The sequence below is a fragment of the Bacteroides sp. OF03-11BH genome, assembly GCF_003604005.1.
Lineage (GTDB): Bacteria > Bacteroidota > Bacteroidia > Bacteroidales > Bacteroidaceae > Bacteroides > Bacteroides ovatus.
The window spans coordinates 45,119-61,922 of the sequence record NZ_QTMW01000011.1 but is presented as its reverse complement, the minus strand read 5'-3'; the positions used below and the strand labels follow the sequence as shown (position 1 = coordinate 61,922).

Annotated in this window: 13 protein-coding genes and 1 tRNA gene; 3 read left to right on the top strand and 11 right to left on the bottom strand. The window is 44.5% G+C overall.

The genetic code is table 11. The annotated features are described in order from the left end of the window. Positions 1 to 5: 5 nt before the first annotated feature. The 3 genes from DXA54_RS10665 to kduI form a co-directional block, all read right to left on the bottom strand. Positions 6 to 1,247 (bottom strand): DUF4861 domain-containing protein, encoded by a 1,242-nt coding sequence (locus tag DXA54_RS10665; RefSeq protein WP_008647016.1) that lies wholly within the window; start codon positions 1,245 to 1,247, stop codon positions 6 to 8. 214 nt (positions 1,248 to 1,461) lie between these two features. Then, complete coding sequence (locus DXA54_RS10660) at positions 1,462 to 2,265, bottom strand: gluconate 5-dehydrogenase (RefSeq protein ID WP_004307808.1); 804 nt, start codon at positions 2,263 to 2,265, stop codon at positions 1,462 to 1,464. Positions 2,266 to 2,305: 40 nt separating this feature from the next. After that, positions 2,306 to 3,148 (bottom strand): 5-dehydro-4-deoxy-D-glucuronate isomerase, encoded by an 843-nt coding sequence (gene kduI / locus DXA54_RS10655; RefSeq protein ID WP_120079444.1) that lies wholly within the window; start codon positions 3,146 to 3,148, stop codon positions 2,306 to 2,308. A 429-nt stretch (positions 3,149 to 3,577) separates the two neighbouring features. On the opposite strand from kduI, the gene DXA54_RS10645 reads away from it, so the two are divergent. From DXA54_RS10645 to DXA54_RS10635, 3 genes are read left to right on the top strand one after another with little or no spacing between them, the layout of a single operon-like run. Then, positions 3,578 to 6,931 carry a SusC/RagA family TonB-linked outer membrane protein gene (locus DXA54_RS10645; protein WP_120079442.1) on the top strand — a complete coding sequence of 1,118 codons (3,354 nt, stop codon included), beginning with the start codon at positions 3,578 to 3,580 and terminating at the stop codon, positions 6,929 to 6,931. 4 nt (positions 6,932 to 6,935) lie between these two features. Continuing rightward, positions 6,936 to 8,525, top strand: coding sequence for a RagB/SusD family nutrient uptake outer membrane protein (locus DXA54_RS10640; protein ID WP_008647009.1), 1,590 nt, complete (start codon positions 6,936 to 6,938; stop codon positions 8,523 to 8,525). A 27-nt stretch (positions 8,526 to 8,552) separates the two neighbouring features. Continuing rightward, entirely contained in the window at positions 8,553 to 10,658 is a 2,106-nt protein-coding gene (locus DXA54_RS10635) for a sensor histidine kinase (RefSeq protein WP_008647007.1), read from the top strand. Positions 10,659 to 11,230: 572 nt separating this feature from the next. Here the strand turns inward: DXA54_RS10635 and DXA54_RS10620 are convergent. The 8 genes from DXA54_RS10620 to DXA54_RS10585 all read right to left on the bottom strand — a co-directional run bounded on the left by DXA54_RS10620 (position 11,231) and on the right by DXA54_RS10585 (position 16,340). Beyond that, a tRNA-Gln gene (locus DXA54_RS10620) sits at positions 11,231 to 11,301 on the bottom strand. Between the two features lie 107 nt (positions 11,302 to 11,408). Then, the gene (gene tyrS / locus DXA54_RS10615; protein WP_008647003.1) at positions 11,409 to 12,701 is read right to left on the bottom strand and encodes a tyrosine--tRNA ligase; all 1,293 of its coding nucleotides are present in this window, start codon (positions 12,699 to 12,701) and stop codon (positions 11,409 to 11,411) included. Between the two features lie 86 nt (positions 12,702 to 12,787). Next, positions 12,788 to 13,480: a TatD family hydrolase gene (locus DXA54_RS10610; protein ID WP_008647001.1), complete on the bottom strand. Its 693-nt coding sequence runs from the start codon at positions 13,478 to 13,480 to the stop codon at positions 12,788 to 12,790. A gap of 24 nt (positions 13,481 to 13,504) precedes the next feature. Then, complete coding sequence (gene yidD, locus DXA54_RS10605; protein WP_004298909.1) at positions 13,505 to 13,780, bottom strand: membrane protein insertion efficiency factor YidD; 276 nt, start codon at positions 13,778 to 13,780, stop codon at positions 13,505 to 13,507. Next, entirely contained in the window at positions 13,777 to 14,166 is a 390-nt protein-coding gene (gene rnpA / locus DXA54_RS10600; RefSeq protein ID WP_004298908.1) for a ribonuclease P protein component, read from the bottom strand. The genes yidD and rnpA overlap by 4 nt, the downstream gene beginning before the upstream one ends. A gap of 5 nt (positions 14,167 to 14,171) precedes the next feature. Beyond that, positions 14,172 to 14,918, bottom strand: a complete 747-nt coding sequence (locus DXA54_RS10595; protein ID WP_004307801.1) for a uroporphyrinogen-III synthase — start codon at positions 14,916 to 14,918, stop codon at positions 14,172 to 14,174. A gap of 4 nt (positions 14,919 to 14,922) precedes the next feature. After that, positions 14,923 to 15,756, bottom strand: coding sequence for a DUF4271 domain-containing protein (locus DXA54_RS10590; RefSeq protein WP_004307800.1), 834 nt, complete (start codon positions 15,754 to 15,756; stop codon positions 14,923 to 14,925). After that, complete coding sequence (locus DXA54_RS10585; RefSeq protein WP_032855770.1) at positions 15,753 to 16,340, bottom strand: TIGR00730 family Rossman fold protein; 588 nt, start codon at positions 16,338 to 16,340, stop codon at positions 15,753 to 15,755. The genes DXA54_RS10590 and DXA54_RS10585 overlap by 4 nt, the downstream gene beginning before the upstream one ends. Between the last annotated feature and the right edge of the window lie 464 nt (positions 16,341 to 16,804).

The following is a 16,804-nucleotide window of genomic DNA, read 5'->3' as shown; positions in this document are numbered from 1 at the left end:
ATTAATTAATATGCCACCGCCAACGGAGTACGCAATTTCTGCGCATATTCAGCCATATATTTATTCCAGGCATCCGGAGTCTTGATAGCCGCCTTATCCCAGGCAGATCCCCAGTAATAAGTATATTCAGAACCAGGCTCATATTCGCTGATAGCCAGCACATGACCGTCGGCTCCACCACGATCTTTCTTTTCCTTTTCGGAAAGAAGAACCACTTTCGCCTCTTTCACCTGTGCAGGGAATGCAGCACCCACAAATATCTTACCGTTTGCACCACTACGGTCAGTTGTAGGATCTACGTAAGTGATATAGCCATTTGCAGCATCTGCCACAACCGCACCATCCGGTTCACGCAACACAAGTCCCGTAGTTACCGGCATTGCTTCTTTCAAATTGGTATATGAAACAACAGTTTTATTGAGATAAGAACCTGCATCCAAAGAGATGACACGTGTTTCCACCACATTAGAATCTCCACGGACCACCAACGGATTAAACTCCAGCTTCACCGTGAAACGCAGCGGACCATTATCAAGGATTTCCTGTGTGCGATAGCAATAAGGATAGATAATAGTGTCACCTGCCATCAAAGCGGCAACGCCGGCGCCCAACGTGGGACCTACGGCATAGCAATCCATACCGTATCCATGATCGATATGGTAAGAGATGGCATTCTGCAATTCGGAAGCGGCTTTCGGATCTGTCTTTTTCAGTTCGGCTATCTTGGCACGCTTTTCAGGATTAAGTTCTTCAGCATACAGAGATTCCAAAATCGGCTCCGTAGTATTATACTTCGTAAAAAGATCATAGCCAAAACCACGTTCTCCACGAGCCTGCAAAGCAGGACCATAAGCACGGAATCCGCCAAGATCATTCTCCCAGGCTACGTCGTCCAGACGTTCGGGGTAGTATTTACCGCAAGCAATGACATCAAAAGGTGCCGGTGTGCCCGGTTGAATGGTATAAGTAACCGCACTGTTTGCCCCTACCGTAACGGGGAAGACCACCTTCTCATCATACGTCACCTGATAAGGCACTTGCTGACCGTCGACGTCAAGCACCACAATCTGTGCCGTATCCGCCAGTTTCAATTTAGCGACCACATCGCTCATCGGCACTTCAACCATCTCCCCTGCCCGTTCAAGAGCCAAAGAATTGGTCACTGTGACTGTCATTGACTGCTTGCTGTCGGCACAAGAAGCAAAACCAATCAAGGCTACAGCAAACAGAATTAATATCTTTCTCATAATTAGTCTACATTGAATGAATAACATATACTTTGCAAATCAGAGGCTATTATATTCGGCATGTTGGAGCTATATGTTCAACACGTTGGGCATATATGTCCAATAAATCGGCCATATAGCTCCTGCAAAGGGAATAATAAAAAATAAGGTGACAGATGAAAAGAGGATGCTCTTTGCCATTCTATCACCTTACCGGAATTTCTTCTATCAGCTATTATTTCGGTTGTTTTCCGATATAAGCAAGAATACCACCATCTACGTAGAGAATGTGACCGTTAACAGCGTTAGAAGCTTCAGAAGCAAGGAACACGGCAGGACCTGTCAGTTCTTCAGGATCCAACCAACGACCGGCAGGAGTCTTAGCGCAGATGAATGAATCGAATGGGTGGCGGCTTCCGTCTGCTTGTTTCTCACGAAGAGGAGCAGTTTGCGGAGTAGCGATGTAACCCGGGCCGATACCATTACACTGGATGTTGTATTCACCATATTCAGAACAGATATTGCGAGTCAGCATCTTCAAACCACCCTTAGCGGCAGCGTAAGCAGATACAGTTTCACGACCCAATTCAGACATCATAGAACAGATGTTGATGATCTTACCTGCACGTTTTTCCATCATAGCCGGCAAAACAGCCTTAGCAACGATGAACGGAGCATTCAAGTCGATGTCAATTACACGACGGAAATCAGCAGCATCCATCTCGTGCATAGGAACACGACGGATAATACCTGCGTTATTTACAAGGATATCAATTGTACCTACTTCTTTTGCAATCGTAGCAACCATCGCCTGAACAGCCGGTTCGTCTGTCACGTCGCATACGTAACCGTGAGCTTTGATACCTTTTGCAGCATAAGCAGCCATACCTTTGTCTACCAACTCTTGATTGATGTCGTTAAAACAAACTTTAGCACCTTGTTCTGCAAATGCAGAAGCAATAGCAAATCCGATACCATAAGAAGCACCTGTAACGAGAGCTACTTTACCTTCCAAAGAAAAATTCAAAAACTGATTCATAATTCTTTTTGTTATTAAATTAGGAAAACTATTGTAGTTGTTATTTCAAATCTGTAATTAACGAGAAGTCCTGATCGCCGTAGTCGAGGTTCTCGCCACCCATTCCCCAGATAAAGGTATAGTTGTGGGTAGCAGCAGCCGAGTGGATTGACCATTCGGGTGAAAGAACGGCCTGATCGCCTTTCATCCATACGTGACGCGTCTCGCCTACCTCACCCATGAAGTGGCAGATAGCATGATCTTCGGGAATTTCGAAATAGAAGTAGGCTTCCATACGACGGCTGTGTACGTGTGCCGGCATCGTGTTCCACACACTTCCCGGAGCGAGTTCCGTCATACCCATCTGCAACTGGCAGGTAGGCAACACCTGATTCACCAGCATCTTATTGATGTTGCGGTGATTGGAACCTTCCAAAGAACCCATTTCAGCTACTACGGCATCGGCTTTCGTCACCTTGCGGTCGGGATAGTTGCGGTGTGCAGTCAGTGAGTTGAAGTAGAATTTAGCAGGATGAGCAGTGTCTTTGCTTTCGAAAGTCACTACGCGGTCGCCCGAACCCAGATAAAGAGCTTCTTTATAGTCCAGTTCGAACTCTGCGTCGCCTGCTTTCACAATACCGGGACCGCCAACATTGTAGATACCCATTTCGCGACGGGTGAGGAAGAACGGAGCTTTCAGCGGATCAATCGCTTCGAGCGTCAGCACCTCTCCTACCGGAAGCGCACCACCTACCACCATACGGTCGTACATGGAATATACCATATTTACTTCATTGGGGACAAATATCTTTTCGATTAAGAAATCTCTGCGAATTCTTGTTGTATCATAACTTTTTGCATCTTCCGGATGCGCAGCATAGCGAATTTCATAGTTCGTTTTCATACCTTATTTATTTATAGTTATTGAATAAGTTCTCTATTCTACGTGCACTTCGTTTACGTACACGATGCAAAAATAGCAAAAGAAAACGGGTTTACCTTGCAATTTTGTTCCAATTATCCACCAAAAATGTCCAGAATCCGTGCAATGTATACTTTTTTAACGAACTATAATACGTTTTGGGAGAGATTTCTACTTAATGCAATGAAAAAAAGAAAGAAGCCTCTATCTCTCGAGCCGCAAGAGCAAATAATATAAAATATGGAACAAGAAAAAGCATCTAATTTGTCAATTCAGCTAATAATTAGCAGTCTACACCGTTAAAATTGCATAAATGGAGGCAATGTATTATAACACTAATTATAATATATTAGTTTTGTAAATGTTTAAATAAGCAAGCAAAATCAACAAATACGTCAAGATATACAACTTATGACAATTATTAAAGGACGGACAGAAGATACTTTAATAAAGATAGGAGTGATATGTATTTACATGCTTCTATCCATTAACCTAGCTTTTGCCCAAACAAAAAATATAACAGGAATCATCATTGATGAGGAAAGCCGGGAACCATTGACAGGTGCTTTCGTCACAGTGAAAGGCAGTCGGCAAGGCTGTATTTCAGATCTGGATGGAAAGTTTACCCTCCAACAAACCCTCCCCGGACAGCAAATGCTGGTTATTTCTTACATAGGATACCAAACTATCGAAGTGTCTGCCCGGCATAATATGATGGAAATCCGGTTGCGTCCGAACGTGAACGAACTGGATGAAGTAGTAGTGCAGGTGGCGTATGGCACTGCCCTCAAAAGATCAATTACCGGGGCTGTTTCCGTAGTGGACAGTAAGCAAATCGAAATGCGTCCGGTCGGTTCTGTTATCTCCGTGCTCAACGGAGCGGTACCGGGGCTACAGATAATTGACGGAGTGGGGCAGCCTGGTATCGAAGCGGAAGTTCGTATCCGGGGATACAGTTCGGTGAACGGAAGCAATAAGCCGCTTTACGTGGTAGACGGTATGCCCTATACGGGATGGATCACCGATCTTAATCCGGCAGACATAGAAAGCGTCAGCGTACTGAAAGATGCTGCTTCATGCGCATTGTACGGTAGCCGGGCTTCGAATGGTGTGATTTTAATTACCACCAAAAAGGCGAAGAAACAGGGAGTTTCCCTTCAACTGGACATTCGCCACGGCTTCAGCGCGCGTGGACAGGGTGATTACGAACGTATGAATGCCAATCAATTCATGGAAACGATGTGGCAGGGGTATCGCAACCAGCTTATCAGCAACGGCAGTAGTCCCGAAGAAGCGACCATCGCCACCAACAATGACATTATCAGCAAAGTAGGAATCAACATCTATAACAAAGCCGATAATGCCCTTTTCGACGCAAACGGTCATCTGGTATCCGACGCCCGGATATTGGACGGATATAAGGACGATCTCGACTGGTATTCTCCCTACACACGTAACGGTCACCGCCAGGAATACAACCTAAGCGGAGAATCCGGCAATGAAAAGAGCCGGATCCGTTTCTCGCTAGGCTATCTTAATGAAGACGGATATACCAGGAAAAGTGATTTCAATCGTCTTAGCGGCTCACTCAACGCTGACTTCACCCCACGCCCATGGCTAAAAACGGGCTTGTCGCTCGGAGGCACGCACCAGAAAACGAACTGGGATGTAGGAGCCGCCGGAAGTGCGCAATCCAATAACCTGTCGAATGCATTTTACTTTGCACGGAGAATAGCACCTATCTATCCGGTGCATCTCCACTATACAGAGGATGTATTTGCCAGCGACGGCTCATTGCTTCATTCCAAAGGAGATTATATCCTGAACGAAGAAGGCGGAAAACAATATGATGACGGTTCGGAAAGCCGTTCGGAATCGGATGCCGCCAGCAATGGACGCCATCTACTGTGGGAAAGCGAAAAGAACAAGTTGTGGAACGCTGCCAATACCTTGCAAGGAAATGCCTATGTGGACGTTTCTTTCCTACGCGATTTTACATTCTCATTGAAAGGCAATATCAGCCTGCGCAATATCGAGGACAGCCAATACGGAAATGCGGAAATAGGCGCTTACAAGGACACTGGTTTTATCAGCAAGATCGATCAGGAATATACCCTGCAACAGCTACTGGCATGGAAACACCAGTTCGGCAGGCATTTCGTAGAATGGATGGTGGGGCACGAGAACTATGATTACAAGCTTAATTTCGACGCCATACAGAAAAAGAATAAGAGCTTTCCCGGAATAGACGAACTTTCAAATTTCACCACCACAACTTACAGTGAGGGATATAAAGACACCTATCGTACAGAGGGTCACTTCACACGGGCCCGGTATGACTACAACGAAACTTATTTTGCCGAAGCTTCTTTCCGGCGCGACGGTTCCTCCATCTTCCATACAGACCATCGCTGGGGTAACTTTTGGAGCGTAGGTATCGGCTGGATGCTTTCCAACGAAGCGTTCCTGAAAAACGTGTCGTGGCTGAACCGCCTCAAGTTACGGGTTTCTTACGGGCAAGTGGGAAACGATAACTTCGGAAGCAGTAATGGCCTGTACCAGTGGATGTCTCTCTACGGCTCTGCCGTCAACGGTGGAGAAGCCGCTTACTACAAAGTGCAGAACGAAAACCCGGAACTAAAATGGGAAACGAATTCTTCGCTGAATATCGGTCTGGAAACTCGTCTTTTCAACCGTGTGAACCTAAGTTTCGAATACTATAACAAGCATTCGGACGACTTGCTGTTCAAGTTTATCCAACCACTATCTGCCGGTGCCACTGACTCATCGACAGGCCTTTCCACCGTCTGGCGAAACATTGGAGACGTTTCCAATAAAGGATGGGAATTCTCTGCCGACGGGGATATCATCCGCAACCGGGAATGGGAATGGAATGTAGGTTTGAACCTTTCCAAAGTGAAAAACAAGATCGGAAAACTGCCGGATAAAGATCGGGAAGAGGGAATTACGAACGGAGATTTCCAGAAGTTCAAAGAGGGACACAGCATTTATGAATTCTGGCTGTACCAGTATGCTGGCGTAGACCAGATGACAGGTCGCAGTGTATATCTGCCGGACTTCAACGCTTATTACATTGCCGGAGAGGATGGAAAAACACCCGTAAACGGAGAAGAGAGCACCGAAGGCAAAAATCCGATTCCGACAGACAGTTGGGTAGACATCAACGGACAATATTATACAGGCGACCCGAGATATGCACGCAAAGACTGGTCGGACAGTTCATTACCGAAGATAAACGGCTCGGTCACCACCTCTCTCCGCTGGAAAGACCTGACTCTGTCCGCCCTGATGATTTTCAGTTGCGGTTCCAAAGTCTTCGACCAGCCTTATCAGACTCTGACATCGGTAGGCGTACATTCATTGACTCCCGATTTACTGAATGCATGGACAGCAATCCCTGAAGGCATGACGCCCACATCGCCCAACCGTCTCGATCCATCGGGTATTCCGCAAGTGAATCTGGATGCAACGATCAATGGATATAACAGCCAGAAAGCATCTACACGCTATATTGTAAGCGGCGACTATCTAAGCATCAAGAACATTACCCTCTCCTATCGGCTGCCCGCCACATGGAGCAAACGATTGAAACTCGGCGGCATCCGCTTACATGCTGCCATAGAGAATGTCGCCCTGTTCAGCAAACGCAAAGGGCTGAACCCGGTACAGACCTTTGACGGAATCGTCAACAATTATACGAGTATCGCCCGTGTTTTCTCGTTCGGAGTCAACATTAACTTATAGCCTTATGAAGAAAAAAGCCATACACATGAAATTCCTGAATCACTCCATAGGATTCTGCCTGCTCCTGACGCTGTTGTGTTACTCCTGCGCCAGCGACTATCTGGATACCGCCCCTACCAATCAGGTATCTCCTGCCGATTTATTCAAGGATGAAGCGTACGCTGCCTATGCTGTCAGCGGATTGGAGAAGTTGATGAAAACCACTTACCCCACTAATAAACTCGATGGCGTGTCATTCAACGGTGAAGGATCTGTCAAACTGATGTATGCCGAGTATCAGGGGGCTGACATGTATTGTCCCCGCAACAATTTCTATACGATATTCAACGGGGCTTCTCATGCCATACCTACCAGTAGTTACACGGAGTATATGTGGCATTATTACTACAAAGTAATCAGTAATGCCAACGCTATTATAAATTATGTCGACCCCGAAGGTAGTCATAAATTCAAATATATTTATGCGCAGGCACTAACCTACCGTGCCTATTGTTACCTGCAACTGCTGCAGTTCTACTCGCCACGCTGGTGTGATTCGCAAAACGGCAGTGCTGAAGGGGTGGTTCTCCGGCTCAATACATCTTCTACCGGCGACTGTCCTCTTTCTTCTATGCTGGCCTGCTACGAACAGATTTACAACGACCTTAACCAGGCCATCACCTATTATCAGGCATCCGGAATTGCCCGTAAAGAAGACGAGAATCACAAAATCAATGTGAATGCCGCTTACGCCACCTATGCCCGTGCCGCACTCACCCGTGAGGATTGGAGTACTGCCGCCCATTACGCTGCACTGGCACGTGCCGGTTATCCGCTTATGAATGCCGATGAATATTTCGACGGATTCAGTACCGTCAACCGCGAATGGATATGGAGTATCTATGACAGTGAAGAAGAATCGCTGGGAAACTCATCCCTCGCCGCACGCCTTGCATACAACTCCTCCTCTACTCTTGTATGCACTTATCCGGCCTGTATCAACCGTGAACTGTACGATGCATTACCGGAAAGTGATATCCGCAGGGGACTTTTTCTCGATCCGCTCGAATATACTTATAACACGGGTGGTATAACAAACAATGGTCTGGGCGGAAGTGCACTCACCAGTTACGCCCAAGGGTTGCATCCCGACCTGAATACTTCGGCAAAAATATACGCTTATATGTCGTTCAAATTTAAGTGTATCGACAAAGTAGGTGCCATGCCTTTCAATCTTTTCCGCAGTTCGGAGATGTATCTCATCGAAGCAGAAGCCAACTGCCACCTGACGCCTCCAAAAGAAGCGGAAGCAAGGCAATTACTGAAAGAACTGATCCGCGACAGCGGACGCGACCCTCAATATATTTGCGATAAGAGCGGTCAGGCACTGCTCGACGAAATAAAGTTCTACCGCCGCATCGAACTATGGGGCGAAGGATTCAGCTGGTTCGACTTCAAACGGCGCAAAGACACCATCGTACGCCACACCTTCGAAGACGGAGGAAACTACATGACCAACGCAGCCGTAACTATCAACCCGGAAGACGCCAACAACTGGATGTGGGTGATTCCCGCCAAAGAGTACGAATATAACAATGCCATAAATAAACAATAAGAACACTGTAAATCCATAGTAATCAAGATGAAAATAGTCAGGTATATCAGTATATGTTTGTTGTTCACCTTTATCGGATCTCTCCTTCCAACCAAGGCGCAGGACAATCCGTACAAGATAGACCACTCTCTTTATCTACTTTATGAGGAGGCAACTAAACACCGTAACAACGCAACCGGACTGGAAATAGCTGATACTATCTATACCAAAGCCATCCGGATCAACGATAAAAAGGCACAATGCCTCGCTCTTACCATTCCGGTAATCTACTATTTCAATAATGGGAAAACGGAATTACTGGAGAAAGCAATCAGCAGGCTTCAGGAGATATCCCGAAAGAACAACTACCTGCAATATTACTACTTTGGCAGCATCTACAAAGTTAATTACCTGATGAACACAGGTAATACCCTGCGTGCGCTCCAGGAGGCTGAATTGACTAAAGAACAGGCATTTGCCGACGACTATCCCTACGGTATCTCCACTTGCCTGCGAATGATGGGAAACATTTACTTTGCGCGCAGAGAATACCGGACGGCACTGGATTACTACCAACAATCACTGGTATACACACAGGAGAAGCTCCCTGAACAGGATATATCTTATATATACTGGAACATATCCATGCTCCAACAAAACCTGAAACAATATGAAGCAGCCTACGAAAATGCCGAGAAAGGAATCAAGTGTGCCAAGACTTCAACCAACAAATATGCCTGTATGCTGCGCAAATGCGCACTTTTATACGCGCTCGACAGGGAGGAAGAGTTCAAAAGCTATTATCAGGAATGTTTAAAAGCGACCGAAAAACATGGTGAAACCAGAAGGAATGAACTGAATAAGTTGAAGATATACAATTATATACTCAACCAACAATATGATAAAGCGCATGCTCTTGCCGATTCCACTTCCAGCTTACATGAACGAATAGCTTATCAGGCAAATATCTACGCAAAAGAGCAGAAATACAAAGACGCTTACGAGTCACTACAGAAGCTCCATAGCCTACAGGACTCTCTGAATCAGCTTATACAGACTGCCGACCTGTCGGAACTGAATGTGCGTATCGGCAACGAACAACTGAAAAGAAAAGCGCAAGCCTTGCAGCTGGAAAACACACAATTAAACCTGCAAAAGACAACGCTCGAACTACAACAAACAAAATCACAAGTGGAAATCGAGAAGATGAACGCCGAAAATAACGAGCTACTACTAAAAAACCGTAACCTGGAGCTCGCACAATTCAAAGCGGAAACCGAACGTACACAGAGTCTTATGGTAGCTAAACAGGCAGAATCCGAACGCCAGCTGATGATATTGAAATTCATCCTGATATTCTTCTGTTTCTTTGCCATAGCCCTCACGCTCTACCTTTATCTACGCAGAAAATCAATCAGACAACTGCAAGAGAAGAACGAAGAACTGACGATTGCCCGCGACCGTGCCGAACAGGCAGACAAGATGAAGACTCATTTCATGCAGAACATGAGCCACGAAATCCGTACCCCGCTCAATGCCATCGTAGGATTCTCACAATTATTATCCAACCCGGATCTGCCATTGGAAGATGAAGAAAAGCTAGAATTCAGCTCGCTCGTCCAACACAACTCCGAACTGCTCACCACGCTTGTCAACGATATTCTTGACCTTTCCGCACTGGAAAGCGGCAAATACACCATGAACCTGACTTCCTGCCATTGCAACGAAATGTGCAGGCTCATACTCTCTACCGTAATGGATCGAAAAGCGGAAGGAGTGAAGCTTTATTATACCTCCGAAGTGGCAGACGATTTCCAGATCACCACAGATGAACAACGCCTGCAACAAGTGCTTATCAACTTCCTTACCAACGCAGAGAAGCACACAGAAAAAGGGGAAATCCATCTGCATTGTTCACTGACCGAGTATCCCGACAGAATCACGTTCTCTGTCAGCGACACCGGGCCGGGCATCCCTGCCGATAAGATGGATAGTGTATTCGAACGCTTCAAGAAGTTGGATGAGTTCAAACAGGGATCAGGACTGGGACTGAATATATGCCGCACCATAGCCGAACGATTACATGGAGAAGTCAAAGTAGACAAGAGCTACACCAATGGTGCACGTTTTCTGCTTATACTTCCATTAAAATAAGATTAGCTATTGACTTTCCTCTTTTTATTTTGTATCTTTGAGGAACAGAAAAAGAAAAAAGCAATATGAGTTATATAAAAATCAAGACATAATAACACATTATCAAAACATATATTTCCATATATGGAAGAACCGAATGGGAGAAAATCAGTATTGATTTTCTCCCATTTTGTATATATAAATCCCACATATTCCAATAATTCTCTGAAAATAGTTTCTAATAAACTCAGATACCGTTCTTAATAAACTCTCTCACTATTTATTAAAAACGGTATTCGGATTTATTATAGAAATGTAAATATATTGTTGCTAACAATATAGAAGTCTATTCAAAGATGAGTAAGGCAAACATCGAAACAGTCAATATTACGTACAAATAAGCTATAACAAATTTCTTACATCCTAATAGAGAGATACTTCTTCAAGGCATCTTCCTCCGTTTTTGCAACCAAACTATAGAAATCATCATGTTGTTGTTCCGTATGTGAACGTTCTAATGACTTAAGAAGTGACTTTGCATCCACAAAAAAAGAAAAAGCCCCGAAAGATATCTCTTTCAGGGCTTTTCTTCGTTGGACTACCAAGATTCGAACTTGGACAAACAGAACCAAAACCTGTTGTGCTACCATTACACCATAGTCCAAACTTATGTGCTTTCTGTTAAAAAGCGGTGCAAAGATAGAGGTTTGCAAGCAAACCTCCAAATATTTCGTTCACTTTTTTATATTCTATCGAATGAATCGTGCATTATTACTTTGCAATCAGCAGATAATAGTTCTTTTTGCCGCGCTGAACAAGCAGATATTTCTCGTCGAGCAGGTTAGCAGTCGTAACTACCTGATCAAAGGCTGCCAGCTTCTCCTTATTCAGCGAAACGCCACCGCCCTGAACCAATTTACGCATTTCACCTTTCGACGCAAATACGGCCGCATTATCAACGAATAGATCAACAGCCTTTACTCCTTCTGCCAATACATCACGGGAAATCTCAAATTGAGGCACTCCTTCGAATACAGCAAGCAGCGTATCTTCATCCAGTTTGCGCAAAGCTTCCGAAGTCGCATTACCGAATAAAATGTTCGATGCGTCTACTGCTGCGTTATAATCATCTTCAGAATGAACCATCACAGTCACTTCCTTAGCCAGACGTTTCTGGAGAAGACGCAAATGCGGAGCTTTCTGATGTTCGGCAATCAATGCTTCAATTTCTTCTTTCTCGATGGAGGTGAAGATTTTAATATAACGTTCGGCATCGGAGTCGCTTACGTTCAACCAGAACTGATAGAACTTGTATGGTGAAGTATAGCGAGGGTCCAGCCAGATATTTCCGGATTCTGTTTTACCAAACTTACCACCATCAGCCTTTGTAATCAGCGGGCAAGTCAATGCGAACACCTCTCCCCCATTGGTACGGCGGATCAATTCGGCACCGGTAGTGATGTTTCCCCACTGGTCAGAACCACCCATTTGGAGTTTACAACCCTTTGTTTCATACAAATGAAGAAAGTCATATCCTTGAAGTAATTGGTAAGTGAACTCGGTAAATGACAATCCATCACGCGCTTCACCATTCAGACGACGTTTCACAGAGTCTTTCGCCATCATATAGTTTACAGTGATGTGCTTACCTACTTCGCGAACAAAATCGAGGAAAGTGAAGTCTTTCATCCAGTCGTAATTGTTCACCAGCTCGGCACGGTTAGGTACATCCGACTCGAAGTCGAGGAACTTGGCAAGCTGATTCTTGATACATGCCTGATTGTGACGCAATGTTTCTTCGTCCAGCAGGTTACGTTCTGCCGATTTACCGGAAGGGTCACCAATCATACCTGTAGCGCCACCGATCAATGCCAACGGCTTATGACCGCAGCGTTGGAAATGACGAAGGATCATCACTCCACAAAGGTGACCAATGTGTAGCGAATCGGCAGTCGGGTCGATACCCAAGTAGGCAGTCACCTGCTCTTTGCTTAACAACTCTTCTGTTCCCGGCATGATGTCCTGCAACATGCCACGCCATCTCAATTCTTCTACAAAATTCATCGTATTACTCTTTAATTATTTGGTTTTTATTGTATTTCAATTCCATGTGCGACAAAAGTACGACTCTTTCTCGGAAGATACAACTCTTACGCCTTAAAAAAGACATTTTGGATATTCCGGCGAATCACCTCACACAACGCTTCCACTTCTACCCCACGCACCCTGGCTGCCTGACACAGGATATCTTCAATATCAAGCAAGCTGTCATCCGTTTCCAAAAACAGGCGTTCATCGGGGACTATCTGCATCGTTTCATCGGGATAATATTCCCCAAAAGAAAGATAAAACCCTTTCTTCAACAACTGTACCGCCTGCTCCGGTTTTCCACGAAAGCCATGCCATATCCAAGGTTGTTGGGGGCGAGATTCTTTTTTCACACCCAGCAGTTCTTCCATTGCTTTCACGCAGTGAATAATCAACGGCAAACCGAGCTTTTCCGACAACTTTACCTGTTCCTTAAACACCGCTAACTGAAGCTCCATCGGAGCTTTTGCCAATTTATCCAGCCCCGCCTCTCCTACAGCTACAAACTGCTTTCTCTGTAGCTGCTGTTGAAGAAAGCTCAATTGCTGACTGACATTACTCTTTCTCACCTCCCAAGGATGAATACCAATAGAATAATAAGATCCTCTACCCACAGCCACTTCCACATTCTCTGCCAGAGGCATATACAATGGAGAGTCTGCCAATAACGGATAATTGATGATGGATTTTCCTTGGGTATCAACTTCCTGTTTATGAGTATGGATATCTAAAATATCAGTCACATTCTTTTTCATTTTCTATTTCTCGTTTCAGTTGTCTCAAGGCACGGGATCATAACCGGAACCACCCCAGGGATGGCATCGCAGAATACGCCGCACAGCAAGATAAAGCCCCTTTATAGGACCATGTTTCTTAATTGCTTCGAGCGCATACGCTGAACAAGTAGGCGTGAACCGACAAGAGGGAGGAGTAAGGGGTGAAATACAAATCCGGTAAAAATAGATGGGAACAAGCAGGAAGAAGGAAAATACCTTTCTCAAAATTCCCGTAACGAATACCCACGCGGTAGATATCCGGGAGTTATGAGGTTTCATGAGAATAGTTTTTCGGAGATGCGCGCAAGCGCTATTTTCATTTTCTCTTCCAGCTCGGCAGTAGCAACAAGCTCGTCCGACAGATAGATAAAGGCAACGGCTAACCGTTGCTCCCGGCGTTGCAGTTCATCCACCAGAAGAGACTTGTTCTTCCGGTAGGCTTCACGTATCTGGCGTTTCACCCGGTTGCGTTTCACCGCCCGTTTAAAACGACGTTTCGATACACTGATTAATATGGAGGCAGGAGCCTCGCCCTGCTCGACAGGCATATATACAACGCGTATCGGAAAGATGGAAAACGATTTAGAAACACCGCCTTCAAACATCTTTCCGATCAAAATTTTACTATTCAGCCTTTCGGCTTTACACAAAGTATATATACCCACTCTGTTTATTTATTGTTTTCCTTGATAAACATGTCAAGTGCGGCAGTCATTGACGGAGCCTGCACCGTAGGAGCCTCAAGGTCCAGACGGAGACCTGCGTCACGTACAGCCTGTGCGGTAGTAGATCCGAACGTTCCGATCTTAATCTCTTTCTGATTAAAATCCGGGAAGTTCTTCTTCAAAGAAGTCACTCCGGCAGGGCTGAAGAACACTAACATATCATAATCAAACTCCTCGTCCGGTGTAAAGTCGTTGCTCACCGTGCGATACATCACAGCTTCCGTATGCTGAATGCTGTTCTTGTCGAGCAGGTTTTTCACATCGTCATTATGTACGTCTGACATCGGAACGAGATACTTCTCCGTTTTATGCTTCACGATGGAAGGAATTAGGTCTTCAATCTTTCCAGTAGCTCCAAAGAAGATCTTACGCTTACGATATTGCACATATTTCTGAATATACAATGCAACAGCTTCCGTCACACAGAAATACTTCATAGTTTCGGGAATTGTCACGCGCAATTCAGTACACAAAGTGAAAAAATGGTCAATGGCATGGCGCGAAGTGAATATTACGGCAGTGTGGTCGAGAATCGAAATTTTCTGTTGCCGAAATTCTTTCGCCGAAAGACTTTCAACCTTAATAAAAGGCCGGAAATCTATTTTAACGCCATACTTTTCAGCTATGTCGTAATAGGGAGATTTCTCTGACGCAGGCTTAGGCTGCGACACTAGTACTTTTTTAATTTTCAACGTCCTAAAATTTTATTAGCAAAATATTGTTCATTTGAATCATACCCTGATACAGTAAAAGACAAGGTACTATTTCAAGAGCGCAAAAGTACAAAATTAATAGGAAAAGCCCGCTAAATTGATGAAAAAAAAGCTTTATCCACTTATAAAACATCAATATTTTAGTGAAAATTAAAATAATAGACCCAATTATAACCAAATTCGTTAGACTCAAATCAAAATAAACCAGGAAAAGCACGAACGGGAAAAGGGCAAATCCGACATAATATATGAGCGCAGAATACGATTCCAGCCATACATTTGTCTTATTTTTATCAAAAAACGTCCACCCCAGAAACATATAAAGCAACCATTTTAGTAAGAAATAAGCGAGGCAAAAACCAACGTAAATACCTAGCAAAAGGAGGGAGGATACATGGTCCATCAGAGCGGGACATGTATCATGAAAATAATTGAGAAATGTGATGCCCGACAAGACACAGGTCTGCAATACAAGCACAAGGAGATAACGCACATCAGCCGCCGTAGAGCTATCAAAAATGCTCGTCCGTTCGCGATGCAACACAAAGTCTTTCACCTGTTGGGAGAGAAATTTCTTTCCGCGTGCCAAGGCAATAGAGGAAAGAAAGAAGCAAGCCAGTAATGTCAGTGCGATAGCATCGTCCGTACGGGGAGAGTAGGAGATAGGGGTTCCTTCAAAGCCGGAATCAACCTCTTGTACAGCATGAAGATCGGCCAACTGCAGACTACCACCGTCTGCCTTTGCCGGACTAATCTGTTCCTGCTGGAGAAGAGACAAGGTATCCGTGTTCTGGGAACTTAATGTATCACCTATCATATCGCTGCAAATTTACGAATGGAAATATCCCATACAGGAGTCTCATAAAGCAGCCGAACTGCTTCTTCCGGTGTCTGCGCCACTTTCCATATATCACCGTGTTGGCGTCGCATAAAGTTTTCATCGATTGCTTTTTCAAGCATTTCGAGCAATGGATCGAAAAATCTGTTTGTATTTAGGATTATAATCGGATTGAGATACAATCCCAATTGTTTCCAAGTGATAATTTCCAGCAATTCTTCAAGGGTACCGCATCCACCCGGCAAAGCAATGATACCATCACTTAAACTGGCCATCTTCTGTTTGCGTTCGTGCATGGATCCTACCTCGATCAGCTCTGTCAGTCCAGTATGATGCCAGTTTTGTTCCACCATAAAGCGGGGAATCACTCCGGTCACTTCACCGCCATTTTTCAACACAGCATCTGCCACAGAGCACATCAGACCGATACTTCCAGCTCCGTTTATCAAACGGATATGGTGTTCGGCAAGCAGACGGCCGAGAGTCTCGGCTGCTTGAAAGTAAACAGCATCTATCTTGGTACTGGAAGCGCTATATACGCATACGGAATTTATCTGGTTCATCTTCATCACTATCCATTATTATATCGAGAAGGCAAAATTACGAAAAAATTCCGTTATTCATATTCAACTTAATCAGAGATCATTTTTATCTCCGCATTTATCTATCTTCATAAAAAAAATCTTGGACTTCTTACTTTTTAGAAGTCCAAGAGCTTTTCTCACAGAGAATACATCTATCACAGATTTCTCATCTACTAACAGGTGTATCACATTGTTGCTGAATAAACTTCATTATCTGAACCATAAAATTGTTCAAATACCCTACCAGTAGTAATCCAGCACACAATTAAAAAGTGATTTTAATTTTACGTTTCAATATACCTTAATGAGCCTTTCACAAGGCTTATTAAGCCCACGAATAAAAGTTAACCGACTCTTTCCCCTTTCGGTCATCTAAATCGTCATTTCAGCAATGCGCCATATATTTCAGCAGCGGGGCTTCAACAGTTAATGATTTAGGTATA

Coding starts and splice junctions, on each gene's coding strand:
- DXA54_RS10610 (WP_008647001.1), bottom strand. CDS start 13,480: ATGAAAAAGAATGTGACTGATATTTTAGATATCCATACTCATAAACAG.
- DXA54_RS10585 (WP_032855770.1), bottom strand. CDS start 16,340: ATGAACCAGATAAATTCCGTATGCGTATATAGCGCTTCCAGTACCAAG.
- DXA54_RS10590 (WP_004307800.1), bottom strand. CDS start 15,756: ATGATAGGTGATACATTAAGTTCCCAGAACACGGATACCTTGTCTCTT.
- DXA54_RS10665 (WP_008647016.1), bottom strand. CDS start 1,247: ATGAGAAAGATATTAATTCTGTTTGCTGTAGCCTTGATTGGTTTTGCT.
- kduI (WP_120079444.1), bottom strand. CDS start 3,148: ATGAAAACGAACTATGAAATTCGCTATGCTGCGCATCCGGAAGATGCA.
- yidD (WP_004298909.1), bottom strand. CDS start 13,780: ATGAAACCTCATAACTCCCGGATATCTACCGCGTGGGTATTCGTTACG.
- DXA54_RS10660 (WP_004307808.1), bottom strand. CDS start 2,265: ATGAATCAGTTTTTGAATTTTTCTTTGGAAGGTAAAGTAGCTCTCGTT.
- DXA54_RS10645 (WP_120079442.1), top strand. CDS start 3,578: ATGACAATTATTAAAGGACGGACAGAAGATACTTTAATAAAGATAGGA.
- DXA54_RS10640 (WP_008647009.1), top strand. CDS start 6,936: ATGAAGAAAAAAGCCATACACATGAAATTCCTGAATCACTCCATAGGA.
- DXA54_RS10635 (WP_008647007.1), top strand. CDS start 8,553: ATGAAAATAGTCAGGTATATCAGTATATGTTTGTTGTTCACCTTTATC.
- tyrS (WP_008647003.1), bottom strand. CDS start 12,701: ATGAATTTTGTAGAAGAATTGAGATGGCGTGGCATGTTGCAGGACATC.